The organism is uncultured Nocardioides sp., from assembly GCF_947488025.1.
In the GTDB taxonomy this organism is placed as follows: Bacteria; Actinomycetota; Actinomycetes; order Propionibacteriales; family Nocardioidaceae; genus Nocardioides.
Window position 1 is genome coordinate 302227 of sequence record NZ_CANKYS010000003.1, and the last position, 23242, is coordinate 325468.

General features: G+C 73.2%; 22 protein-coding genes. 9 read left to right on the top strand and 13 right to left on the bottom strand.

Features of this window, described 5'->3' with window-relative positions; genetic code table 11:
- Nucleotides 1–5: 5 nt before the first annotated feature.
- On the bottom strand, nt 6–974 hold the full coding sequence (locus Q1B24_RS08035) for a histone-like nucleoid-structuring protein Lsr2 (RefSeq protein WP_299925994.1): 969 nt from the start codon (nt 972–974) through the stop codon (nt 6–8).
- Between the two features lie 161 nt (nt 975–1135).
- Between Q1B24_RS08035 and Q1B24_RS08040 the strand changes: the two genes are divergently transcribed.
- Nucleotides 1136–1729, top strand: coding sequence for a hypothetical protein (locus Q1B24_RS08040; protein WP_299925997.1), 594 nt, complete (start codon nt 1136–1138; stop codon nt 1727–1729).
- A 48-nt stretch (nt 1730–1777) separates the two neighbouring features.
- Here the strand turns inward: Q1B24_RS08040 and Q1B24_RS08045 are convergent, their stop codons facing one another.
- Nucleotides 1778–2023 carry a hypothetical protein gene (locus Q1B24_RS08045; protein ID WP_299926000.1) on the bottom strand — a complete coding sequence of 82 codons (246 nt, stop codon included), beginning with the start codon at nt 2021–2023 and terminating at the stop codon, nt 1778–1780.
- Nucleotides 2024–2034: 11 nt separating this feature from the next.
- Nucleotides 2035–3027, bottom strand: a complete 993-nt coding sequence (locus Q1B24_RS08050; protein WP_299926003.1) for an SPFH domain-containing protein — start codon at nt 3025–3027, stop codon at nt 2035–2037.
- 133 nt (nt 3028–3160) lie between these two features.
- Here Q1B24_RS08050 and Q1B24_RS08055 point away from each other — a divergent pair, with 133 nt between their 5' ends.
- The 4 genes from Q1B24_RS08055 to Q1B24_RS08070 all read left to right on the top strand — a co-directional run bounded on the left by Q1B24_RS08055 (nt 3161) and on the right by Q1B24_RS08070 (nt 6222).
- Entirely contained in the window at nt 3161–4099 is a 939-nt protein-coding gene (locus Q1B24_RS08055; RefSeq protein WP_299926006.1) for an acyl-ACP desaturase, read from the top strand.
- A gap of 47 nt (nt 4100–4146) precedes the next feature.
- A complete protein-coding gene (locus Q1B24_RS08060) occupies nt 4147–4536 on the top strand; it encodes a DUF2237 domain-containing protein (RefSeq protein ID WP_299926009.1) in 390 nt (129 codons plus the stop codon).
- 74 nt (nt 4537–4610) lie between these two features.
- The gene (locus Q1B24_RS08065; RefSeq protein ID WP_299926012.1) at nt 4611–4793 is read left to right on the top strand and encodes a hypothetical protein; all 183 of its coding nucleotides are present in this window, start codon (nt 4611–4613) and stop codon (nt 4791–4793) included.
- A 115-nt stretch (nt 4794–4908) separates the two neighbouring features.
- Nucleotides 4909–6222, top strand: coding sequence for a plasmid pRiA4b ORF-3 family protein (locus Q1B24_RS08070; protein ID WP_299926015.1), 1314 nt, complete (start codon nt 4909–4911; stop codon nt 6220–6222).
- Between the two features lie 17 nt (nt 6223–6239).
- On the opposite strand, the gene Q1B24_RS08075 is transcribed toward Q1B24_RS08070, so the two are convergent.
- The 7 genes from Q1B24_RS08075 to Q1B24_RS08105 form a co-directional block, all read right to left on the bottom strand.
- Complete coding sequence (locus Q1B24_RS08075) at nt 6240–7538, bottom strand: HNH endonuclease signature motif containing protein (protein ID WP_299926018.1); 1299 nt, start codon at nt 7536–7538, stop codon at nt 6240–6242.
- Nucleotides 7539–7824: 286 nt separating this feature from the next.
- Nucleotides 7825–8202: a hypothetical protein gene (locus tag Q1B24_RS08080; RefSeq protein WP_299926021.1), complete on the bottom strand. Its 378-nt coding sequence runs from the start codon at nt 8200–8202 to the stop codon at nt 7825–7827.
- On the bottom strand, nt 8199–8435 hold the full coding sequence (locus tag Q1B24_RS08085; RefSeq protein WP_299926024.1) for a hypothetical protein: 237 nt from the start codon (nt 8433–8435) through the stop codon (nt 8199–8201). Before Q1B24_RS08085 ends, Q1B24_RS08080 begins: the two co-directional genes overlap by 4 nt.
- A gap of 26 nt (nt 8436–8461) precedes the next feature.
- Nucleotides 8462–9580 carry a hypothetical protein gene (locus tag Q1B24_RS08090; RefSeq protein WP_299926027.1) on the bottom strand — a complete coding sequence of 373 codons (1119 nt, stop codon included), beginning with the start codon at nt 9578–9580 and terminating at the stop codon, nt 8462–8464.
- Nucleotides 9581–9825: 245 nt separating this feature from the next.
- Nucleotides 9826–11193, bottom strand: coding sequence for an FAD-binding oxidoreductase (locus Q1B24_RS08095; RefSeq protein WP_299926030.1), 1368 nt, complete (start codon nt 11191–11193; stop codon nt 9826–9828).
- 90 nt (nt 11194–11283) lie between these two features.
- Complete coding sequence (locus Q1B24_RS08100; protein WP_299926033.1) at nt 11284–12642, bottom strand: FAD-binding protein; 1359 nt, start codon at nt 12640–12642, stop codon at nt 11284–11286.
- A gap of 10 nt (nt 12643–12652) precedes the next feature.
- Nucleotides 12653–14524, bottom strand: a complete 1872-nt coding sequence (locus tag Q1B24_RS08105) for a BTAD domain-containing putative transcriptional regulator (protein WP_299926036.1) — start codon at nt 14522–14524, stop codon at nt 12653–12655.
- A gap of 173 nt (nt 14525–14697) precedes the next feature.
- On the opposite strand from Q1B24_RS08105, the gene Q1B24_RS08110 reads away from it, so the two are divergent.
- Together Q1B24_RS08110 and Q1B24_RS08115 are read left to right on the top strand one after the other, a co-directional pair.
- Complete coding sequence (locus tag Q1B24_RS08110; protein WP_299926041.1) at nt 14698–15810, top strand: NAD(P)/FAD-dependent oxidoreductase; 1113 nt, start codon at nt 14698–14700, stop codon at nt 15808–15810.
- A complete protein-coding gene (locus Q1B24_RS08115; RefSeq protein WP_299926044.1) occupies nt 15807–17462 on the top strand; it encodes a LuxR family transcriptional regulator in 1656 nt (551 codons plus the stop codon). Before Q1B24_RS08110 ends, Q1B24_RS08115 begins: the two co-directional genes overlap by 4 nt.
- A gap of 22 nt (nt 17463–17484) precedes the next feature.
- Here Q1B24_RS08115 and Q1B24_RS08120 read toward each other — a convergent pair whose 3' ends face one another.
- From Q1B24_RS08120 to Q1B24_RS08130, 3 genes are read right to left on the bottom strand one after another with little or no spacing between them, the layout of a single operon-like run.
- On the bottom strand, nt 17485–20133 hold the full coding sequence (locus Q1B24_RS08120) for a multicopper oxidase domain-containing protein (RefSeq protein ID WP_299926047.1): 2649 nt from the start codon (nt 20131–20133) through the stop codon (nt 17485–17487).
- A complete protein-coding gene (locus tag Q1B24_RS08125) occupies nt 20130–21254 on the bottom strand; it encodes a hypothetical protein (RefSeq protein ID WP_299926050.1) in 1125 nt (374 codons plus the stop codon). The genes Q1B24_RS08120 and Q1B24_RS08125 overlap by 4 nt, the downstream gene beginning before the upstream one ends.
- Nucleotides 21251–21889: a helix-turn-helix domain-containing protein gene (locus Q1B24_RS08130; RefSeq protein WP_299926053.1), complete on the bottom strand. Its 639-nt coding sequence runs from the start codon at nt 21887–21889 to the stop codon at nt 21251–21253. The genes Q1B24_RS08125 and Q1B24_RS08130 overlap by 4 nt, the downstream gene beginning before the upstream one ends.
- A gap of 51 nt (nt 21890–21940) precedes the next feature.
- On the opposite strand from Q1B24_RS08130, the gene Q1B24_RS08135 reads away from it, so the two are divergent.
- On the top strand, nt 21941–22729 hold the full coding sequence (locus tag Q1B24_RS08135) for a DUF2249 domain-containing protein (RefSeq protein ID WP_299926055.1): 789 nt from the start codon (nt 21941–21943) through the stop codon (nt 22727–22729).
- 50 nt (nt 22730–22779) lie between these two features.
- Nucleotides 22780–23148, top strand: a complete 369-nt coding sequence (locus Q1B24_RS08140; RefSeq protein WP_299926058.1) for a hypothetical protein — start codon at nt 22780–22782, stop codon at nt 23146–23148.
- The last annotated feature ends 94 nt before the right edge of the window (nt 23149–23242 follow it).

A 23242-nucleotide genomic window follows, 5' to 3' on the forward strand; every position in this document is an offset into this window, starting at 1 on the left:
CCGAGTCAGTCGTCGCGGTCGTCGAGGTACGCCGCCACGAGCCGGGCCGGCACGCGGCCGCGGTCGGAGACCTCGAGCCCCTGGCTGACCGCCCAGGCACGGACCTCGGCGGGCGTCGGCGGCGCCGGGGCGAGCGGGGGCGGGTGCGCGAGGTCCGCGATCACGCGTGCGGACAGATGCTCCTCCGACGCGGCGACGGAGGCCGCGGCCAGGAACCGGTAGGTCCACTCCTGGGCGAGCTTGCGGGTGTCGCAGAAGACGATCGGGACCGCCGGCCACCGCACCTGGCACTCGGCGAGGCCGTCCGCGACGACGGCGGGGCGCACCCGGTCGAGCTTGAACACGGCCGCGTACCTGTCCTCGACCACCAGTGCCGCCCGCGGGAGTGACGCCAGCTCGGCCAGCTGGTAGCCGAGCTTTCCGGACGTCAACGACGACACGAGGTCCGCCAGGCTCTTCCGCTCGACGCTCGCCAGCAGGCTTCCGTGGCGCACCAGGCCGTAGTCGCCTGCATCGAGCCGGGCGCGCGAGATGCTCACTGGCCGATCGGTGAACGTGTAGCCGTAGCGCTCACGCGAGTCCACGACGATCTCGAGATCCGGTAGCCCACTCGCGCGCGCTGTGGGTGTGCGGACACCGGGTCGCGCCTGCTTGGCGGTCCGCGCACTCTGCCAGAAGATCACCTGCCGGCCACGCGCTTGCGTCATGATCAGCTGCGAGCGGTTCTCCCGGCCGCGATCGAGCACCAGGTCGATCGCGGCGCCGCGGCGTACACAGCTGCGGGTCGGCACGCGCTCGACCACCTCGGCCTCGTCCGGCCACTCGTCGACGCGGTGGCAGTAGACCTTCGACGTGCGCGGCCAGGTCTCCCTCGCCTTCAGCACGATGCCGTCGGCGCCCAACGGGATGCGCAGCACGTAGGGCAGTGTCGAGTCGCCGTCCGGGTTGCGCGCGATCACGAAGTCGTCGGGCACGCACCCACGCTAGCGGCACTCGCACCGCGGATCGTGTCGCTCGGGCCCAGCCAGCCGGTCTAGCACGCCTGTCACCGACCGATCCGTCGGCGTAGATTCGAGGACTGCCCTCCCACCCCCCGACCCCCGAGAGGTGGGTGACGACACCGAGGAGGGGCAGCGTGTTCATCCAGATCATCCAAGGAAAGTGCAGTCGCCAGCAGGAGCTCCACGAGCACCTGGACACATGGCGCAACGAGCTCGGCTCCGGAGCACCGGGCTGGCTCGGAGGGACCTACGGGTTCACCGACGACGACATGTTCATGGGCGTCGTCCGATTCGATTCGCGGGACTCCGCGATGGCCAACTCCGGCCGGCCCGAGCAGGACGCCTGGGCCGCGCGCATGATGGAGCTCTTCGACGGACCCGTCGAGTTCCACGATTGCGACGACGTCACCCTCCTGATGGACGGTGGCTCCGACACCGCTGGCTTCGTCCAGGTCATCCGGGGCAAGGTCGACGACGTCGAACGGCTCAGGTCGATGATGACCACCGACACGGACTCGCTGCACCAGATGCGGCCCGAGATCATCGGCGGCACCCTCGCCATCGAGCCGGACGGCACCTTCACCGAGACGGTCGCCTTCACCAGCGAGGACGCAGCGCGGCAGGGGGAGCAGATGGAGCCGCCACCCGAGGTGCGGTCCGACCTCGAGTACGCCATGGCGGACGCCCAGTTCTACGACCTGCACCGCCCCTGGTTCGCCTCCCGCTGAGACGTCCCGAGGGTGCACCGGGGCGCTCGGGAGCCCCGGGCAGGTCGGTCAGTCGCGGTCCTTCGGGGGCCGCCCCCGCCTCGGCACCGGACCTGCGTCGGACGGCGTACGACCGGCGTCGCGCAGCGCGTCGCGCAGCAGCAGCTCGATCTGGGCGTTGACGCTGCGCAGGTCGTCGGCCGCCCATCGCTGCAGGGCGGAGTGGACGGCAGGGTCGAGGCGCAGCAGCACGGACTTGCGCTCCGCTCCCCGTCGGGGGGCCGACTCCCCCGGCTCCCCCGCCTCCTCGCCCATGCCCGACCCGATCAGGTGTAGAGCGAGCCGGTGTTGACGACGGGGGTCGTCCCTCGCTCCGAGCACAGCACGACCAGCAGGTTGGACACCATCGCCGCCCTGCGCTCGGGGTCGAGGTCGACGATGTCCTTCTCCTCGAGCTGGCCGAGCGCGCTCTCGACCATCCCGACCGCGCCCTCGACGATCTTCTCCCGGGCAGCGATCACGGCCGAGGCCTGCTGGCGCTGCAGCATCGCCTGGGCGATCTCGGGGGCGTAGGCGAGGGCCGAGATGCGCACCTCGATGACCTCGAGACCGGCCAGTGCGATGCGGGCCGCCACCTCGGCGGCGAGCTCGGCCGAGATGACCTCCGTGTCCCCGCGGAGGGTCACCTCGGTGGCGGCATTGTCGTAGGGGTGGCTCATCGCGACGTGGCGCAGCGCGGACTCGGCCTGCACGGCCACGAAGTCCTCGTAGTCCTCGACCGCGAAGGTCGCCCGCGCCGTGTCGGCGACCTGCCAGACGACGATCGCGGCGATGTTGATCGGGTTGCCGTCGGCGTCGTTGACCTTGAGCTCGTTGGTCTCGAAGTTGTGCACGCGCACGGAGACGTTGCGCCTCGTGGTCAGTGGGACGAGCATCCGCAGACCCGGCCGGCGGACCGTGCCGACGTAGCGGCCGAAGAACTGCACGACGCGCGTCTGGCCCGGAGCCACGATCGCCAGCGACGCGGCCAGCAGCAGCCCGAGGAGACCGAGGACCGAGCCCCCGACGATCTGACCGGCGCCACCGCGACCGGCGTCGGCATCGATCACGCCGAGCACGAAGAGCCAGCCCCCGAGGCCCATCAGCGCCAACGAGATCGCCAGGCCGGCGAAGCCGTCGATCGACCACGCCATGCGCTCGGTGACGTCGACGCGTGTCCCCTCGTGACCGACGGGGCGACCCGCGGGCGCCCCACCCTCCGACTCGTCGGTCGACCCGTCGGTTGGTCCATCGGGCCTCGGCTGCGTGTCCCCGTTCATGCAAATCCCCCTCGTTCAGATTGTGATGGCAAATTGATATCACATTTCCCGAGGCCTATCCACCGACCCTCCCGCGGGTGTAGGCAAGGAGGGCGAGGGCGTCGCCCCCGCGCCCGCCGGACGAGGAGATGGCATGGCCGCACTCGAGACCACCCAGCTGCTGACCGAGCTCGAGCCGGTGGTGGAGGACAACCTCAACCGCCACCTGTCGATGGCCGACGAGTGGATGCCCCACGAGTACGTCCCGTGGAGCCTGGGGCGCGACTTCGCGGACCTCGGTGGCGATCCGTGGGAGGTGGCGCAGTCGCAGCTCTCGCCCATCGCGCGCACGGCGCTCGAGGTCAATCTCCTCACCGAGGACAACCTGCCGAGCTACCACCGCGAGATCGACCGCGCCTTCGGCCGCGACAGCGCGTGGGGCACGTGGGTGAACCGGTGGACCGCCGAGGAGGGCCGGCACGCCTTCTGCATCCGCGACTACCTCCTCGTCACCCGCGGCGTCGATCCCGTCGAGCTCGAGCGCGCGCGGATGGAGACGATGGAGACCGGCTACGAGGCGATGGACAAGTCGCTGCTCAACGTCTGCGCCTACGTGTCGTTCCAGGAGCTCGCCACCCGCGTCTCGCACCGCAACACCGGCCGCTACACCGAGGAGCCGATCGCCGACAAGCTGCTCGCCCGCGTGGCCAAGGACGAGAACCTCCACATGATCTTCTACCGCAACATCGTCACCGCGGCCCTCGAGCTCTCACCCAGCCAGACCATGCGCGCGATCACCGAGGAGGTCGTCGGCTTCGAGATGCCCGGCAGCGTCATCCCCGGCTTCTCGCGCAAGGCGGTGCAGATGGCCAAGGCCGGCATCTACGACCTCCGCATCCACCACGACGACATCGTCGCGCCGCTGCTGCGGCAGTGGGGCGTGTGGGAGCTGACCGGCCTCGACGCCGACGGCGAGGCGGCCCGCGACGAGCTGGCCGCCGCTGTCGCCGCGCTCGACGGCGAGGCGACGCGGTTCGTCGAGCGGCGTGACGAGGCGGCGGCCAAGAAGGCAGCACGTTCCACCGCTGGTTGAGGAGGGACGAAGTCCCGTCACGAAACCGAACCAGTCATGATCTCCCCATGACGGAGCGCAACGTCCTCGGCGGCGAGCTGGACCAGTGCGGCACCGACCCGCTGACCGGCTTCCACCGCGACGGCACCTGCACCGTCGGCCCGCAGGACGTCGGCCTGCACGCGGTCTGCGCGGTGATGACCGAGGAGTTCCTGGCCCACCAGGCCTCGGTGGGCAACGACCTGTCCACCCCGCGCCCCGAGTGGCACTTCCCCGGCCTCGCGCCCGGCGACCGCTGGTGCGTGATCGCCGTCCGTTGGCTCCAGGCGTACGACGCCGGGGTGGCCGCCCCGGTCGTGCTGGCGGCCACGTCCGAGCGCGCGCTCGACGTCGTACCCCTCGAGCTGCTGCAGGCGAACGCCGTCGACGTACCGCCCGACCTCAGCGCGCTGGACTGACCGAAAGCCGGGCCGAAGGACCCTGCCTGTCGAGCCCTCGCCCGTCCTAGCGTGGACGGGGAAGGGAGCACCCCATGGCCACGAGCAGTGCTACCAATCAGGCGGGCAACGCCATCTACGGCCTCGGCATCTTCGGGGCGTGGGTCTACTTCTGGGTCCAGGCCGACGGGTTCTGGGAGTACGTCCTCGCCGTTCTCGAGGGCTTCGTCTGGCCGGCCTTCGCCGTCTACTACGGCCTCGACGCGCTCGGCGCGTGAACGACGAGTCGTCGCCTAGCGTGAGGTCATGCCTGCCGGAAACGTGATCCCGTTGCGCCCTGGCGACGGTCCCATCAGCACTGCGACGGGTCTGGCGCCCCGGCGTGTCCGCCCCGTGACGTACGTCGTCCACGTGTCGCTCGTCGAAAGTGAGCAGCCGATCTGGCGACGGCTCGAGCTCGACAGCCGTCTCGACCTACGCACCGTGCACCGCGTCCTGCAGGCCGTCATCGGCTGGTCGGACTCGCACCTGCACGAGTTCACGACGTCCCGCTCGCGCAGCCGGTTGCTCGCAGACAGCGAGGTCGAGGAGGGAATGGACGGCACGCCCGAGCGTGACGTGCGCCTGGACGAGGTGCTGGCGGACGTCGGTGACGCCGTCGGCTATCTCTACGACTTCGGGGACGCATGGGACCACGACCTCCGGTTGGAGGTGGTCCGCGACGTCGAGCCCGCCCAGGCCGTGCGTGTGGTCGACGGGGCAGCGGCATGCCCCCTGGAGGACGCCGGTGGCATCGGAGCCTGGAACGCGTTCGTGCGGTGGCTGGTCGACGGCGACTCCGACGACCTCGACGACGACCACCTCCGCCACCTGGCGGAGCGGGTGCCCGTCGACTTCGACGCCACGTACTTCGATGTCGCGGAAGCCCAGGCGTCAGCGTCGGCTGCCGCGCTGACCACCGAGCAGCTGTCCGCTCGGCTGCCTCCGCACCCGGACGTCACCGCACTCGTGGCAGCGCTCCCGGAGGAGGGCGTCCGGCTGCTGGCGGGGTTGTGCCTGGCAGCACCGGGGCCCACGGTCGATCGCGCTGCTGCGCTGCTCCCGTTGCTCACCCTGCTCGATCTCGCACGCGACGGTGTCGACCTCACCCCGACCGGACTGATGAAGCAGGCCTCGGTGCGTGTGCTCCTCGACCGGCTCGGCTGGGGCGGAGACTGGGTCTTCGGCAAGACCCTGCGCGAGGACAACCTGCCTCCCGTCCGGTGGGTGCGTCGCGGAGCGCAGACGCTCGGACTCGTACGCCGCCATGCCGGCCGCCTCGTGCTCACCCCCGCGGGACGCGAGGTCGTCGGCGATGCCGAGGGCCTGTGGCAGCACCTCGTCGCCAACCTTCCACAAGGCGACAGCCCCGAGGAACGGACGGCTGGTGCCATCTGGCTGCTCACCCTGCGTCCCGGTCGCTCGTCCTACGGGCTCTACGACCGGCACGCCGGCGTCCTGTTCGACATGGTCGCCTGGCAGACGGGTGGCCATCCACCCGGCGAGCACCAGGTGCACGCCTGGCACCTGCCCACCCTCAGGCTCCTGCTCGTGCTGCAGCACGACCACCCGTCGCTCGGGGCTCGCCCCGAACAGGTCGCCGCAGCACTGGACGCGCTGTGGCGCCCGACGCCGGCGCTTCACGAGGCTGACGACCCCCGCACGTAGTCGGTACGGCATCGGCGCTATCTGCGCCGATGGAAGCGGAGCTCCCCGTGGGGAAGGCGTTCGACGAGATATCCCGCGTCGTGGACACGGTGGTGGTGATGACTGCAGAGCAGGGCACCGTCGTCAATGTCGGTGCGCCCGCCGTGCTCCCACGGACGGAGGTGGTGGGCCTCGCACCAGTTGGCGGGCACATCGCACCCGTCGGCGCGGCACGTCTGGTCGCGTACGGCCATCGCCAGGCGCTGGGTGGGGGTGAACAGCCGGCGCGACCGACCGAGGTCGAGGGGGACGCTGCGGCCGCCCAGGACCGCCGGGACGATGTTCGCGGTGCACGCCAGACGGCGGGCCTGCGAGGCGGAGATGCGGTCCCCGGCGAGGTCGTCGCCGGGGACGAGTCCCGCCCCGACGATGCCGGCACCGGCGAGCTCGGCCTGCAGGGCTGCGAGTGGGATGGTGACGACCACCGTGGTGGCGCTGCCGCCGTGGATGGGTAGCTGGCTGGCGTCGACCGTCTCGAGGAACGCGACGAACGCCTCACCCATCCGGCGCGGGTAGGCGAGCCGTGCCACCGGATCGTGAGCCGTCGCCGTGACGTCACCTGGGGAATCGTCCTTGCCGGTGGTGGCGCCGGCGTGAGCGCGGCGCGGGTTGGCGTGCGCCTCGAGGTAGGTCGCGAACCTCGTCGCGGCCGCATCGGGGACGACCGAGGAGATCCGAGTCGTGCCGTCGCCCAACCGGCGCATGGTCAGGCGGGTGACGTCGCGCGCGCGAGCCTCGAGTTCTGCCAGCCGCGCACCCTCGGCAGCCTCGGCGATCTCAGGAGCGACGACGTCGAGGATGCGTCGGCCGATCCGCCCGAGCTCCTTCGGCCCGAACTCCCGCGCGCGCTCGACCAGGTGCTCCTCCGCATCGGCGACTGTCTGCGGAGGTAGCGTCGGAGGCAGGGCGTTGAGGGCGCGGTCGATCACCTGTACCTGGGCCAGGGTGGCGCTGCCCTCACGCATGGCTGCCACGAGCCGCGGGCGGTCCCGGTCGAGTGCCGCGGCGAGTCGGAGCTCCGCTCGGGCGTCGGCGTACCTGGTGCGCGTGTGGTGCGCCAGCCAACCGGCGGCGTCCTGTGCTGCGGTCTCAGCGGCGAGGTCGCCGGCGTCCGCGAGGATCCGCAGCCGCAGCTCGGCCAGCTGACCCTCGGCAGCGACCAGGTCCTGCAGTGCTGTCGCCTTCTCCTCGACCGTCATGAAGATCGGGTTGGCGTCGGCGACCGCCTTCAGCGACGAGCGGATGTCTGAGGCAGCGGTGATGATCGGGTGGGTCACGATCGGTCTCCTCACGACGACGGGTCCGCCACGCACGCGCGCAGCTGATCAACGGTCGTCGCTCCTGGAGGCCCCCAGCTGGGGAGGCAATTACATGACCCTCGCAACTCGTCCCACGAGCCAGGGTTTGGCGCACTGGTGACTTGTCCTGGTGGCCCTGATCTGGCGGAACGTGGTTCGATCCTAGTCCAGAGCAACTACTATTCGCAAGTGTTTTCGACTAGCTGATGCTTGCTCGTCCGATCCGCCACGACCCCGATCCGCCCTACCGAACGCCGAACGGCGTTCAGACCGACACGAGCGGGAGCGAGGGGTCGATGGCTCGCATGTCCTCCGGGTCGGACGTGACGACGAGGTGGCCGCGACTGCGGGCATGCCAGACGACATGCACATCGACGACGTCGTGACGACCTGAGGCGCCGCAGAGTCGTCCCACCTCGCGAGCGGCGTGCACGTCGTACTCCGGCGTCGTCACGCCTCGAGCCGAGAGGAACGCACCGAGCCGCGCCTGCCGCGGTCCGCCGCGCCACACCTGGGCGACGACCTCAGGAACCACGTGCACCTCCAGCCCACGGTCTGCTGCCTGTCGCAGCAGCGCCCGGACGTCGGGGTCTCCTCGTTCGATGGCGATCAGTGCCCCCGCGTCGAGGCTGATCCCACTCACTGGGCGTCAAGGGCCTCGACGACGCGGACCGCCCGAGCCACGGCGGCGGCATCGGGGGCACCCAGCTCGGCATCCATCTCGTCCAGCACCTCCGACAGTGCGCGGCGCCTCGACTTCTCGGCGAGCGCTTCGGCCACGTAGGCGGACACCGATGCAACGCGACCCCCGGCGACCGCGGCGCGCGCCTCCTCGACCAAGTGGTCGGGCAGGCTCACAGCGATCTTGGCGGTCATACCACGATCATACTGCGGGCGAGTCCTCACGCCGCGCCAGACAGCCGGTCGCGGATCTGCCGGCAGAACACATCAGCGGGCGGCACGAGGGCGTCTGCCAACCGCGAGACCGCCGAGGCGTCCGAGGCCAGGAGGAGTCTCTCGACGGCCCCGCGGGTCTCCGGCTCCAGCAGCGCGGCAGAGACGAGCGGTGCGAGAGGCCGGGCGGCATCGGCGTCTGTGCCGGCATGGTCGGCATCGTCGCCCATGAGCGGCAGCTCGCCGCCCAGGGCGGCGAGCACCAGCGCCACGTCGTAGTCCACTCCGTTGCCCCCGGTGCCCACGTTGTCGGAGCGCAGGTCCGGGTCGACCGGTTCGAGGAGATGCCGACGCAGGCGTGGGGAGAGGTCGAAGAGGAGGTCGAAGTCGTAGGCCTTGGCGACCAGATCCATCAGCACGGAGCCTGCTTCATCCCGGCACCCCCGGCTGAGGGCGTCCATCCAGTCCGCCGGACAGGCAGCTACGTCGTGCGCCACGTCGAGCGGGACACATAGCGGGGCGCTCTCGAACAGCGCCACCTCACCTGCGTGCACCACCCGACCGACGGCCGCCTCCCCGAGCGCCATCAAGGATGCCCCTCCGAGATTGAGCGTCTCGACGGTCGCCCCGGTGCCGAGATCGCGCCACACGATGCGGTCGGCCCGCTCCGAGACCAGCTCGTAAGCGCCCATGGGAACCCCGACCCAGGAGTGGACGTCGCCGGCCAGGCCGAGGAGGCGCGGCGCGGCGACGCGGCGCAGGAAGTGATGCAATCCCCTGCGCTCGTGCAGGATCAGCTGACGGAAGACCCAGTCGTGGTCGATGACCTTGGCCAGAGCATCGGCCGGGTCCATGCCCCACAGCGTGCTCCGTCCACCCCGGATCTCGACGGCGACGTCCGCGGCGTCCGTGTCACGGCCGGGCCTGGGCTGTGCCGCTTGGGCGATCACCCAGCGCGCCCAGACCCAAGCCGGCGCGGCGTCCCCGAGGGCCACCAGTTGGCGGAGCCTGCGCACGCGCTGGGGCCGCCACCACGGCCTGCCGTCCGGCCCATGGGGCATCTCCTCCACCAGGGCGAGCGCCTTGGCGGGATCGCCGGCGGCTTCGGCTGCGTCGACGGCGAGCATCCGCTGGAGCCAGGGCATCTGGGCCTCGATGTCGAAGTCGGGCGGCGATGCGTGGGGCCAGGCCCGTGACGAGTGCGACGTGCGGGTGCGTCCCTTGCGGCGGTGACGTGATCGAGGCATGCCCACCACTGAACGGCCCCACCCCGGCGCGGCGCCAGACGCTCCCGCGCATCTGTGGAGAACCATCGTTGGAGAAGCACGCGAACGACTCGTGGCCCCCAAGGAGGGCCACGAGTCGCCGAGGCTCAGCCGAGCACGCCGCCGATCATCAGCACGCCGTCCGGGTCGTACGTACGCCGCGCCCGCCGCAGCCGCGCGAGGGTCACCTCGTCGTAGGCGTCGACGTACTCCTCCGGCGTGAAGGTGAAGTTCGGCAACCGGTGGCTGCCCACCCACGGCGCCATCGCGTCGAGGATCGCGGCGGCGTGGTCCTCGACCCCCGGGACCTCGGCGATGCCGACGACGAGCAGCGAGTACGCCGCGTCGCGCGAGGCGAAGGCAGCCGGGTGCTCACCCGGCCGGGCGTAGGCCCCGCCCAGCTGGCGTACCTCCACCAGGATCTGCGGCGACGGGACTCCCGGTCCGATGAGCGCCAGCAGCGCGTCCGCCGTCTCCGCCGAGAAGTCGGTGAGCACGTGGCCCGCCTCGTGGGCCGGGGTCGGGTCGAGCGGGTCGGTGTGGACCGAGTCGATCGCCGTGTAGGGCTTGTCGGCCACGTCGTCGAGGATCACCGGAGCGGCCGCCCGCATCGCGGCGAACCAGCGCTCCCCCTCCTCGGTCGAGCCCGTCCACACGTAGCGCACCGACAGCGTGAGCCGGCCGGCGAGCATCGGCGGGACGCCCTCCATCTCGGGCAGCTGGAAGAGCGCGAACGACGTCGTCCCCTCCTCCGGCAGCTCGGCCGACCAGGCGCGCCAGGCGTCGATGACGGCGGGGGCGTCCGCGCCGTCGAACCACAGCGAGCCGCCGTAGAAGCTCGGCTGGTCGACCAGGTCGAACTCGATCGCCGTGATGATGCCGAGCATCCCCTTCGCGCCGCGCAGGGCGAAGAAGAGCTCGGGGTGCTCGGTCGGCGTGACCCGCCGCAGCACGCCGTCGCCGGTGACGACCTCGATGGCGCGCACCTTGTCGATGGCCAGGCCGTAGGTGCGGGCCATCGGCCCGAGCCCGCCGCCGGTCGTGTAGCCGACGATCCCGACGTCGGTGATCGATCCCGAGAGCGGCGCCAGTCCGTAGGGCGCGGCGGCCTCCACGACGGCGAGCCACTTCACGCCGGCTCCGGCGCGGGCCCAGCCCTCCTCGGGGTGGATGACGACCTCGTCGAGCTCCTTGGTGGTGACCAGCAGCTCGGTGGTCAGGTCGGCCATCGGGCCGTGGCCGGTGGCCTGCGGGGTGACCCGGAGGCCGTGGCGGGCCGCGAACTGCACGGCCTCGACGACGTCCTGGGCGTCGAACGCCGCGAGCACACCGGCCGGTCGGACCGGGACGGCGACGTTCCACGGCGAGACGAGGGCGTCGTACGCCGTGTCGCCGGGCACCGCGACGGTGCCGATGGTGAGTGCGTCCAGCTCCGCGAACGGTACGGCTGCGGGGCTGGTCTGTGCGATGGTCATGCTTCCTCCGTGTGTGTCGTGGTTGACCAGACGAAGGTGCACCCGGACGCTTGCGGGCGACTTGAACCCGACTTGAGCCCGACCGCGGAATCAGTCGTTCGACGCCGCCTGGGGGCCCACGAACAGGCCGTCGGGGTCGGCAGACCGTCGGATCCGCAGCAACCGGTCGTACGACGCCGGCGACCAGCCGCGCCGGGCGGCGGCCTCGTAGGCCATCGAGAGGTAGGCCGCGCTCGACGTCCACGGGGCCAGCGAGTCGAGGATCCGCAGGGCGTCCTGCCGCACGGCGCTCCACCCCGTGCCCACGTCGAGTCCCACGCCGAGGACCAGGAACGACCCGTCGAGGTGGTCCATCGCGCCAGCCCGCGGGGCAGGCCGCGCGAGTGCGCCGCCGAGCTGGCGCAGCTCGACGAAGAGCAGGTTGCTGCCCGACCCGGGGCCGGCCACGTCGACCAGGGCGTCGACCGCGTCCGCCGGCAGGCCGTGGACGAGCACGCTGTTGGCGTAGACCGCGGTGGGCTCCTGGGGGTCGAGCTGGAGGTGCACGATGTCGGCGGCGGGCACCTGGGCGAACGTGTCGACCTCGGGCCGCAGCGCGCGCAGGCCGGCGATGGAGCGGGCACCCGCCTCGGCGTCACCGAGGGCGACCGCGTCGATCATGACCAGCTTCCGCCCGCGCAGCTGGTCGGGCAGCCACTCGATGTCGGGGACCTGGAAGATCCGCGCGACGCTCGTCACCGCCTCGGGCGCGTCCGCGCTCCACTCGCCCCACGCGGTGAGCACGCGGCGGGCGTGCTGCCAGTCCCACGCGAGCATGCCGGCGTACGCCGTCCGGACCGGCAGCAGGTCGAACTCCAGCGCGGTGACCACGCCGAAGCCACCGCTCCCCCCGCGTGCGGCCCAGAGCAGGTCGGGGTCAGTGTCCTCGGTGGCGCGCACGAAGGTCCCGTCGGCGAGCACCAGCTCGACGGCCGTGATCGCGCTGCACTGCAAACCGTGCTGGCGGGAGTACCAGCTCACCCCGCCGCCGAGCGACGAGCCGACCACGCCGACGCCCGGGCTGGACATGTGCTGCCCGGCCAGCCCGACGCGGCCGGCCCGGGCGACGACGTCCCCCCACAGCACGCCGGCCTCCGCGCGCGCCGTACGAGTCGCAACGTCGACGCTCAGCCCGGTCATCGCGGACGTGCGCAGCAGCACGGCGTCGCCCAGCCGGCCCGCGAGCGGCGGGGCGCCGTGACCGGTGCCCTGCGGCGCGACCCGGAGGCCGGCTGCCGCGGCGGCCTTGACGATCCGGGCGACCTCCTGGGGGTCGGCGGGGTAGGCGACCGCGGCCGGGTGCTCGTCGACCTGGAGGTTCCACGGCATCCGCGCCTCGTCGTAGAGGGGGTCGCCGGGCAGGTGGACGGCACCACCGGCCAGCCCGCGCAACGCCTCAGCCTGCTGCATCGTCACCACCTCACGATCCGGGCACCCCAGCATCGCCGGGGTGACTTGAGGACGACTTGAGCCGACGGTTCATCCGCTCGTGGAGCAGCGCGCGCTCGCCGGTCGGGATGTCGGCGTGGATGGCGTCGCGCACGAGCGGGTTGACGAAGTCGAGCGGGTGCCCGTCGCGCAGGATCTCGCTGCGCGCGAGCACGTCGAGAGCTGCCGCGACGTCCTCCTCCGGGTGCTGCGCCAGGTCGGCCACCGCCATCAGGTCGGCCTCCGGGCCCAGTACGGCGACGGCCCGCGCGACCGTCGTCACGGCCGCCGGCATCCGGCGCAGGCGGAGCGTCACGAGCGAGGCGACCGCCCGCGACCCCACCGCCCGGACCGTGTCGACGTGGGCGGCGTCCGGCGGCACGCCCTGGTCGGCCAGCGCGCGCAGCAGCTGGCGCAGGAGCAGCGGGTTGCCCGAGCTCATCCGGTGGCAGGCGGCCACGAACGGGTCGGCGCCGCGGCCGAGCCGGTCGGTCACCAGCGCGGCCGTGCCCTGCTCCGACAGTGGCGCCGGGCGCACCACCGTCACCGACTCGTCCGCGGCGAGCTCGGCCAGCAGCTCGTCGGCCTCGTGCGGCTCGCCGGTGCGCAGCGCCAGCACCATCAGCACGGGCAGCCCGTCGAGGCGTCTGACCAGGTAGGCGAGGAGCTGCAGCGACGCCTCGTCGCACCACTGGACGTCGTCGACGCACAGGACGAACGGGGCCTCCTCCGCGAGGCCGGTCGTCAGCTCGCACAGCTCGCGGAGCGCGGCGAAGCGGTCGTCGCGACCGATCGCGTCGTCGACCCCGGCGCCGAAGAGCTGCCGGACCACTCCCCACTCGAAGCCGTGCTCCGAGGGGCTGCTCCTCGCCGACCGCACCCACACGCCGGCGGCGACGGCGAACCGGCGGAGCTCGTCGAGCAGCCGGGTCTTGCCGATGCCGGCCGAGCCCTCGACGAGCACGCAGCCCGACGTCCCGTCGGTCAGCTCGTCGAGCCTGGACCTCAGCAGCGCCATCTCCCGGTCGCGGTCGACGAGGCCGTCGGGCGTGCGGGGGCGCGGGATGCTCACGCTCGCGCTCGGGGTCGTCACGCCGTCGAGGGTCGGTGACTGCGCGAGCACCTCGGCCTCGAGCGCGCGCAGGGCGGGGCCGGGGTCGACGCCGAGCTCGTCGGCGAGCACCTGGCGGGCGCGGCGCAGCGCCTCGAGCGCCGCGGCCTGGCGGTGCGCCCGGTAGAGCGCGAGGGCGAGCAGCCGCCAGCGCTCCTCGCGCAGCGGGTCCTCCTTGACCAGTGCCTCGAGGTCACCGATGACGAGCGGGGCCTCGCCCAGCTCGAGCCGGGTGGCGAGGAGCCGCTCGCGGGCGACCCCGCGCAGCTCGGTGAGCCGGGCGACCTCCGCCTCGGCCCACGCCTCCCCCGCGTAGTCGGCGTACGCGGGTCCGCGCCAGGTCCGCAGCGCCGTCTCGAGCGTGCACACCGCATCCCCCGGCGCCTGGCCGGCGGCCGCCTCGACCGCGGCCTCGAAAGCCCACGCGTCCACAGCATCGGGCGGAAGCCTGAGCACGTAACCCGGCCCGGCGCGGGCGATCACGCCCCCGCGGTGGCGGGCCGTCGCGTCCGGTTCGAGCGCCCGCCGGAGGTGGCTGACGTACGCCTGCAGCGCGCCGTTCGCGTTGGCGGGCGGGTGGTCGCCCCACACGCAGTCGACGAGGTGGTCCGCGGTCACGACCTGGTCGCGCTGCATCGCCAGCGCCGCCAGCACGGCGCGCTGACGTCGCCCGCCGAGGTCCACGACCGCGCCGTCCCGCGTGGCCGTGAGCTCGCCGAGCACGTGCAGGTTGAGTTCCGGCTGCCCGTCCACCCCACTTCCTCGCCTCGGCTCCGTCGAGCGTACGGCTGTCCCGGGGCTGCGGGCTGCCCCGATTTTGGGCACGCGCACCGCAGCGGATGGGTGCATCCACCCATCGGGGACGGCGTACGAGATGGGCATTCCACCCGACGCGGCGGGTGCCGTCGCGGAAATAGCGTCGAGCCATGGACACCACAGACATCGACACCGTCATCATCGGAGCCGGCCAGGCCGGACTGTCGACCGGCTACCACCTGCAGCGCCGCGGCGTGCCCTTCGTCATCCTCGACGCGGCCAGCCGCGTCGGCGACAACTGGCGACGGCAGTGGGACAGCCTCCGGCTCTACTCCGCCGCCCAGTTCGACGGCCTGCCCGGCCTGCCGTTCCCCGCACCGCGCTGGACCTTCCCGGGCAAGGACGCCGTCGGCGACTACCTGGAGACCTACGCCCGCACGTTCGAGCTGCCCGTGCGCCTCGAGACCCGGGTGCAGGCGCTCGACCCGCACGGCGAGGGCTACGTCGTGACGACGGACCGCGGCCGGTTCACCTGTCGCAACGTCGTCGTCGGGACCGGGACGTTCGGCCGGAGCCCACTGGTCCCCGACGTGGCGGCAGCACTCGACCCGAGCATCCTGCAGCTGCACTCCAGCGAGTACCGCCGGCCCAGCCAGGTCAACGACGGCGCCGTGCTGGTCGTCGGCGCGAGCCACTCCGGCACCGACATCGCCTACGAGCTGGCCGAGACGCACCCGGTGATCCTCGCCGGGCGGGACTGCGGCGAGATCCCGCCTCGGCTCGGCTCACCGGCCTTCCGCGTGGTCTTCCCGGTCCTGCTGTTCGCCTGGAGGCACGTCCTCACCCGGCGCAGCCCGATGCGCGCCAAGCTCAAGGACGAGCTGCGTCGCCACGGTGGCCCGATGCTCCGCGTCAAGCGGCGCGACCTCGCCGAGCGCGGCGTCGAGCGCGTCACCAGCCGGGTCGAGGAGTCGCGCGACGGGCGGCCCGTCGTCGACGGCACACCGCGTGACGTGTCCACCGTCGTGTGGGCCACCGGCTTCCGGCAGGTCTTCGACTGGATCCACCTCCCCGTCCTCGACGAGGACGGCTGGCCGAGGGAAGAGCGCGGCGTCGTCGCCGACGCACCGGGCCTGTTCTTCTGCGGCCTGGCCTTCCAGTACTCGTTCAGCTCGATGCTCATGGCCGGCGTCGGCCGGGACGCGGCGTACGTCGCCGACCGGGTCGCGAGCCGTTCCCGCAGTCCGGAGCCGGTGACCTCGAGCCACCCCGCGGCGGCGTGAGTGGTCGTACGCTCGAGGAGGAGGTGAGGGCGATGGCCGTGGCCGGCGACGTCGACCGCGCACGCCAGGCCTACGAGCGCGGCGACTGGCCCGAGGCGTACGACGTCTGGGCGCGCGCCGACCTCGCCGGGCTCCCGGCAGCCGACCTCGACGACCTCGCCACCGCGTCCGAGCTGCTCGGGCACCACGACACGACAGTGCTCGCGCTGCAGCAGGAGTTCCGGCTGCACGAGCAGGCGGATGACTCCCGAGGTGCCGTGCACACGGCCTTCCGGCTGGCGATGAGCTGTGCGACCCACGGGGAGCCGGCCCTCTTCTCCGGGTGGTCGGCGCGGGCGCAGGCGCTGCTCCCCGACGTCGGCGCGGACTCGGCAGAGGCGGGCTGGGTGGCCTTCCTGCGGATGTTCGGCCACCTCGACCGCGGCGAGATCCCGCAGGCGTCGCAGCAGGCCGACCTCGCCACCGAGGCGGGGCGCCGCAACCGTGATCCCGACCTCGTGGCGATGGGGCTCACCGGTCAGGGGCGGCTGCGGCTCTACACCGGCCGCATCCCCGACGGCCTCGCCTGCCTGGACGAGGCGATGGTGCGGGTGATCGCCGGCGAGTGCACCCCCATCATCGCCGGGCACGTCTACTGCACGGCGATCGAAGGCTGCCAGGAGATCAGCGACTTCGGTCGGGTCGCGGAGTGGGCCTCCGCCCTCGAGCGGTGGTGCTCCGCACAGCCCGGGCTGCTCCTCTTCACCGGCCAGTGCGCCCTGCACCGCGGCCAGCTGTTCCGGGTGCACGGCGACTGGGCGCAGGCGCTCGACGAGCTCGCGCTCGCCGCGCAGCGCTACGTCGATGTCGGGTCGCCGGACGCCATCGGCCTCACGGCGCGCGAGTCGGGCGACGTCCTGCGCCTGCGCGGCGACCTCGACGAGGCCGACCTCGCCTACCAGCGTGCGTCCGACCACGGCTGCGACCCCCAGCCCGGGCTCGCCCTGCTGTGGCTCGCCCGTGGGCAGGACGCTGCGGCGCTGGCTGCCGTCGAGCGCATGCTGGCCGAGGAGGTCGGTGCCGTGGCGCGCTGTCGCGTCCTGCCCGCCGCGGTCGAGGTCCTCCTCGCGTCCGGGCAGGTGGACCGCGCGCGGTCTGCTGCCGACGAGCTGTCGGCCCTGGCCTGCTCGGAGGCCCTCACGGCGATGGCCGCCGAGTGCTCCGGGGCGGTCGAGCTCGCTGCCGACGACCCGGCGGGAGCCCTGCCCTTCCTCCGCAAGGCCGGCCAGCTGTGGGCACGCGCGTCCGCACCGTACGACGCCTCGCGCGCCGGTGTCCTCCGCGGCCGGGCGCTCGCCCGGCTCGGCGACGACGCCGCCTCGCGCCGCGAGCTCGAGGCCGCGCGGGACTGCTTCCGCCGCCTGGGTGCCCGTCCTGCGGCAGACCTCGTCTCGGCGCTGCTCGCGCCGGTCGCGTCGCCGGCGGGCCTCACCCCCCGCGAGGTCGAGGTGCTCCGCCTCGTCGCCACCGGCCGCACCAACCCCCAGATCGCAGCCGAGCTGGTGCTCAGCGAGAAGACCGTCGCCCGCCACCTGTCCAACATCTTCACCAAGCTCGACGTCGCGTCGCGGACCGCTGCCGCGGCCTACGCGTACGAGCACGGGCTGATGTGACGGTGTCGCAGGATCCTGCCGCTCAGCCGTCCCCCCGGACCCGCAGCACCCCGCGAGCCCCGCGCTCGGCGTCGACCATGACGTGACTGACGAACGGGTAGTCGCCCGGCTCGTCCAGCACCAGCTCGACGAACCCGCCCTGGGCCGGCACCAGGGGCAGCACCTGCGCTCCCCCGTCGCGCGCCGGGCCCGATCGGCCGCCGAGCTGCCACGCGCCCTCGTTGAACACGGTGTCGAACTGTCCGCCGACGACGTGGAAGGAGGAGGCGCGACTCGGACCCGCGTCGAGCACCCAGAGCCGGACCCGCTCGCCGGTCCGGGCACGCAGCGGCTGGTGCGCGTACTGGTCGGGGTAGCCGTTGAACACCACGGCGTCCGCGTCCTCGCCCGCCACCTTGTCGAGGTCGGCGACCGCACCCTCGGCCCCGTGGTACTGCTCGGACTGGACGAGCACGTACTCGCGGTCGACACGGGGCAGGCCGGGCGGCTCGATGACGACGGCGCCGAAGAGACCGTTGGCGATGTGCGCGGTCATCGGCATCGTGGAGCAGTGGTACATCCACACCCCGGCCCGGGTCGCGGTGAAGCGGTAGGTCAGCGACTCCCCGGGTGGGATCGTGCGCATCACCTCGTCGGGCGCGCGCACCCCCGCGTGGAAGTCGATCGAGTGGCCCATCGTCCCGTCGTTGACGAGCGTGATGACGAACCGGTCGCCGACGCGCCCGCGGAGCACCGGGCCGGGCGCGGTGCCGTTGAAGGTCCACACCTCCTGGGTCACCCCGGGAGCCACCTCCGCCTGCTGCTCGGTGATCCGGAAGGTGCGCCGGTGGACCCGTCCCGGTGCCAGGGGCGGCAGGACCGGGTCGTACGCCGAGAAGTCCGGGCCCGGCTCGCCCGCGGAGCCGATCGGCGCCCCCGACGCGTCGTGGCCGTGGTCCTCGTGCCCGGCCGGCTCCGCCGGGTCGCCCACCGCGCCTTCGCCGGAAGCGTCCGGGTCCCCGCCGGCGACCTCCACCGCGAACGTCATCCCCATCTGGCGGTGCCCGACGACCGAGCACCAGCCATCGAGGTCGCGACCGACGACGCCGACGTCCAGCTCGGCCTCCTCCCCCGGCGCGATGCGACCGGTGTCGGCACCGGTCTCCAGGACCAGGTCGTGGACGTCGCCCGCGCTCTCGTTGCGCAACGTGATGACCAGCCGGTCACCGGCCGCCACCTCGACGCGGTCGGGGGTGAACCGCATCTCGCCGGCCACGACCTCGACCTCGACGGTTCGACCGGTGGGTGCGACACCGGCGTCCGCGGAGCCCGCCCGGCCCAGCGCGGCCGGGTCGACGGCACCGCCGACGGCCACGGCCAGCACGGCGAGCGCCACCCCGACAGCGGCCAGCCCGGTGTTCTGGCCACGAGGACGCACGGCGGCCGCCGGGGGTGCCTCGCCCCGGTGACGCAGGCGTACGGCTCGCAGCAGCAACGGGACGAAGCTCGCGAGCGCGCCGAGCACCAGCACCGACGCCACCACCCGTACGACGCTCGGCACCGGCAGCAGGCACCACACCAGGCCCACGTTGGCGAGGGCCACCCGCAGCGCCCCCGCCGAGTCGAGCGCGCGGTTGGCGGCGCGTACGGACGCCGGGCCGCCGCCGAGCACCACCGGCACGAGGTAGGAGAGGGCGCCGAGCAGCACCTGGGCGACGAACCCGGCGGCGAGGTAGGGCGCGGCGTCGTGCAGCGCCCGGGACACGTCGTCCCACTGCCCCCCGACCGCGACCCGCGCCGACACCCACGTCAGCATCGCGACCAGCCACAGCACGCCCGCGCCGACGGACCACGTGGGGAAGCTGCCGGGCGGCTTCACCTGCGCCGCGTCCACCATCGGGCGGGCCAGGACGAGGACGCCGCCGAGGTAGGTCACCAGGCCGACCGCGACGACGCGGGGCTGGTCCGCCCACGCGGCGGCCGCCACGAGGCCGATCCCCGCGGCCAGCACGGGCAGCGCGGCGCGGGACGCCTTCTCCGCACCCTCGGCCAGCCGGGTGCGCAGCATGGTCGGCCAGAGGGTGACGAGGGTCCCCAGCACGGTGAGGCCCACCCAGCCGAGCACGTTGATGCCGGCGTGGGCGATGCGCACCCGGGCGTCGAGTGGATCGGTCAGCCCGCGGGCGAGCCACACGCCCAGCGTCGCGCCGACGGGGAGCAGGGCACCCGCGGCGAGGTAGTAGTGGACCGTCGGTGCGAAGCGTGAGCGGAACCTGCCGCGCAGGCCCCGCGCCAGGGACGCCACGTGCCAGGTGACCGCCAGCGCCACGGCCACCGCGCCGGTCAGGACGAGGAGCCACCCGTCGAAGGCGACGCCGATCGCGACCGCGACGGCGCCGAGGTCGAAGGTCGCCAGGCGGATCGACTGCTCCCGCCGCGGCGTCGCCGGGCCGCGCAGGAGGGTGTCGGCGAAGTAGCGGCTCCACACGAGGATCGCGTGGCCGGCGGCGCCGAGCAGGAGCAGGTGCAGCAGGAGCCAGCGCGGCTCGGGAACCCACCGGTGCACGAGGGCCACGACCACGGCCGCCAGCAGCCAGCCCACGACCGGCAGGTCCCGGATCGGCCAGAAGCCGCGGGTGCCGGTCCTCGGCTCGTCGGCGCGGGTCCCGGAGGACGTCTGCAGTGTCGTCATCGCGCGACCTCGGGCTGGCGCTCGGTGGACACGGCAGCCCGCGGCTCGGGCGGACCGATCACCGTGCTGGCGGCCGCGACGCCGAAGAACAGCAGCAGTGCCACCGCGTTGCCGGCCCCGCCGACCTCGCGCGCCAGGTCGCTGCCGAGCGCGTCGCCTCCCCAGAGGCGGAGGACGAGGGAGACCTGGAGCAGCAGCCACGGAGCCCACATGGCGGGCCGGTACGGCAGTGGCACCCGCGTCACCGCCGGCAGGATCGAGGGAGCGTGCGCCATGATCATCGAGATCGTGAACCCGAGGAAGACCGCGTGCACCAGCGCGTCGTACGCCGCACCGTCCGCGGGCTGCCCGGCGACCAGCCAGATGCCGCCCGCGACGGCCAGCCACCCCTGGCCGGCCAGCATGCAGGCGGCCGCGAAGCGCGGGAGGCCGGTGGAGCGTACGGTCCGCCGCGCCACGTCGTACGCCGCGAGCCAGGCCGCCAGCAGCAGGACCACCAGCCCGAGCACACCTGCTCCGACACGTGGCCACATCGTCGCGGCCGGGACGCTCACCGTGACCGCGAGGCCCAGCAGCACCAGCGACGTCCCCGCCCCCGCCGGCATCGCCAGCCGAGCCAGCTCGAGCCGCTCGCCGGCGATGGTCAGCACGACGAAACCGGCCAGCCAGGGCAACGCGAGGGCCAGGTCGGCGCCGCCGAGGACGAGCACCGCGCCACCGAGCGCGAGGACCGCGCCGAGTGCGGAGACCAGGACCGCGTCGTCGCGCTGGCGCCGCCACAGCGGGACGTAGAGCGCGCACAACCCGGCCGCGCCGGCCACCAGGAGGAGGTGGCCCAGCCGGCCCACGCCCGGCACGAGCAGCGCCAGGGCGCCGGTTCCCAGGAGCGCGGGGGCTGCGTAGCCCCAGGAGGCACCGAGCGCCACGGCACGCTCGAGCGCGACGAGCGTGCCGACGAAGCCGAGCACCATGAGCAGCCCGTGGGCCTCGCCCAGGCGGCCCGAGGGCACCGGCGCCCACACGCCCAGCAGGGTGAGTCCGGCGTCGACGCCGACCACCATCGCGACGGCTGCCGGGACCGCCAGCAGCGCGCGCGGCGCGGGTGCCCGCCGCCCGTTCACGGGAGGCTCACCACGCAGCCGAGGGTCTCGGGGCGCGGGCGGAGCCCTGCTCCCTCAGCGCCGAGCACGCCCTCGACGAGGCCGAGGTGGACCGCGCACACGACGGCGGGGTGCGACCGCGCCGCCTCGAGGATGGGGCAGGCGTTCAGGGTGACCCGGTCGCCATCGGCCTCCGGGGCGAAGCCCGTGTGGGCGAGGGCCAGCAGCACGCGCTCGCGGCCGTCCTCGACCGCTCCGAGCTGGGACCGGAGCTGCTCGCCCCAGGCCCGGCCGCCGCGCACGGCCGCGGGGTCGAGGGTGCGTGCCTGGCCCTCGCCATCGCTGGTGTCGGAGTCGAGGTCCGAGTCCGTCGCCCGCCCCCGGTCCAGGCCGGAGGCGAGCGCCATCGCGAGGGCGGCGTACTCCGGCTCGCGGGCGAGGTAGCTCCACGCGGGGCGACCACGACCGCCGCTCCGGCTGGCGATACGGCTCGCGTTGCCTCCCGCCACGATCGCGTCGAGGTGGCCGCGCAGGGTGTTCGGGTGCAGGCCGGTGCGCTCCTGCAGCTCCCCCAGCGTCAGCGCACGGCCCGCGTCGCGGAGGGTGGCCAGCACGCGTGCCTGGGCGGCGGTGACGCCCTGCTCATTTATTTCCACGGGATTCATTGTAGGTTATTCCTGAACCCCATGCCCACCGAGGAGGCACCCATGTCCACCGTCACCATCGCCAGCAGCCACGCCGACGCCGAGGCCGCCGAGAAGGTCGAGCAGCACCACGCCGAGATGGCGGGCCGGCTCGCCGTTCTCACGGCCGGTGTCGTGCGATCGGCACGCACCGACCAGGCCCAATCCGCGCGGCAGGGCCTGCTGTCCTGGCTGCGCGACGAGCTCGTCCCGCACGCGACCGCGGAGGAGAAGACCCTCTACCCGGCCGCCGCGCAGATCGCCGAGGCGCGGCTGCTGGTCGAGGCCATGCTCGCCGAGCACGTCCTCATCCACCGGCTGGTGGGCGACCTCGAGGCTGCGGCTGACCCGGTCGAAGCCGCCGCGGTCGCCCGGTCCCTCGAGACGCTCTTCGGCAGCCACCTCGCCAAGGAGAACGACCAGCTCATCCCGGCCCTTGTCGCCTCACCCGACTACTCGGTGGCCGAGATGCTGACCGGCATGCACGAGCTCCTCGGCGGTCACGACGACCACGTCGAGGACGCCCCGAGCGCAGAGGCCGGCCACGGCGGGCACCAGTGCGGGTGCGGAGGCCACGACGAGGCGGGCCTGCCCGAGCTCGACGTGCGCACCATCCCGCACGCCATCCGTCACGCGACCATCTTCGGCGCGCTGGAGGGCCTGCGCCCCGGCGCCGGTCTCCTGCTGGCCGCCGACCACGACCCGTTGCCACTCCTGGCCCAGCTCGAGCAGCGCGCCCCCGGCGCCTACGCCGTGTCCTACCGCGACTCGGGTCCCGAGCTCTGGCGCCTGGAGCTGACCCGGAAGGCCTGACCGTCCCTCCGGGTGTGGCTGCCACGGTCATCGCGGCGCACGGTGGAGGCATGGCTGTGACGAGCTTCCAGGACCTGCCCCTCGCCGATCGCGACCACGACTGGGACGGTGACGCCGCCGAGAAGCGCGTGCGGAAGTGGGCCGGTGCGGAGGACGAGCCGAACGAGAAGTACCGCGACGCCCACGTCTGGTACGACGCGGACAAGAAGGACAACTTCACCGCCTACAAGCTGCTGGTCGCCGACGTCGTCGACGGCAGGCTGCGCGCGGTGCCGCGTGGCGTGATGGCCGCGGGCAACGTCATGGCCGGAGGGCGCGGCGGCGTGGACCTGCCTGCGAAGGACGTCGATCGCGTCAAGAGCCACCTCGCGAAGTACTACGCGAAGATGGGCGACGAGGCGCCCTGGGAGCGCGACTGATCCGAGCTCGGCCCGGCGCCAGTGGGACGGCGTCAGCCCGCCGACTCAGGCGACGTCGGCGACGGGCCCGCGTACGACCGGGGTAGCCGAGCGA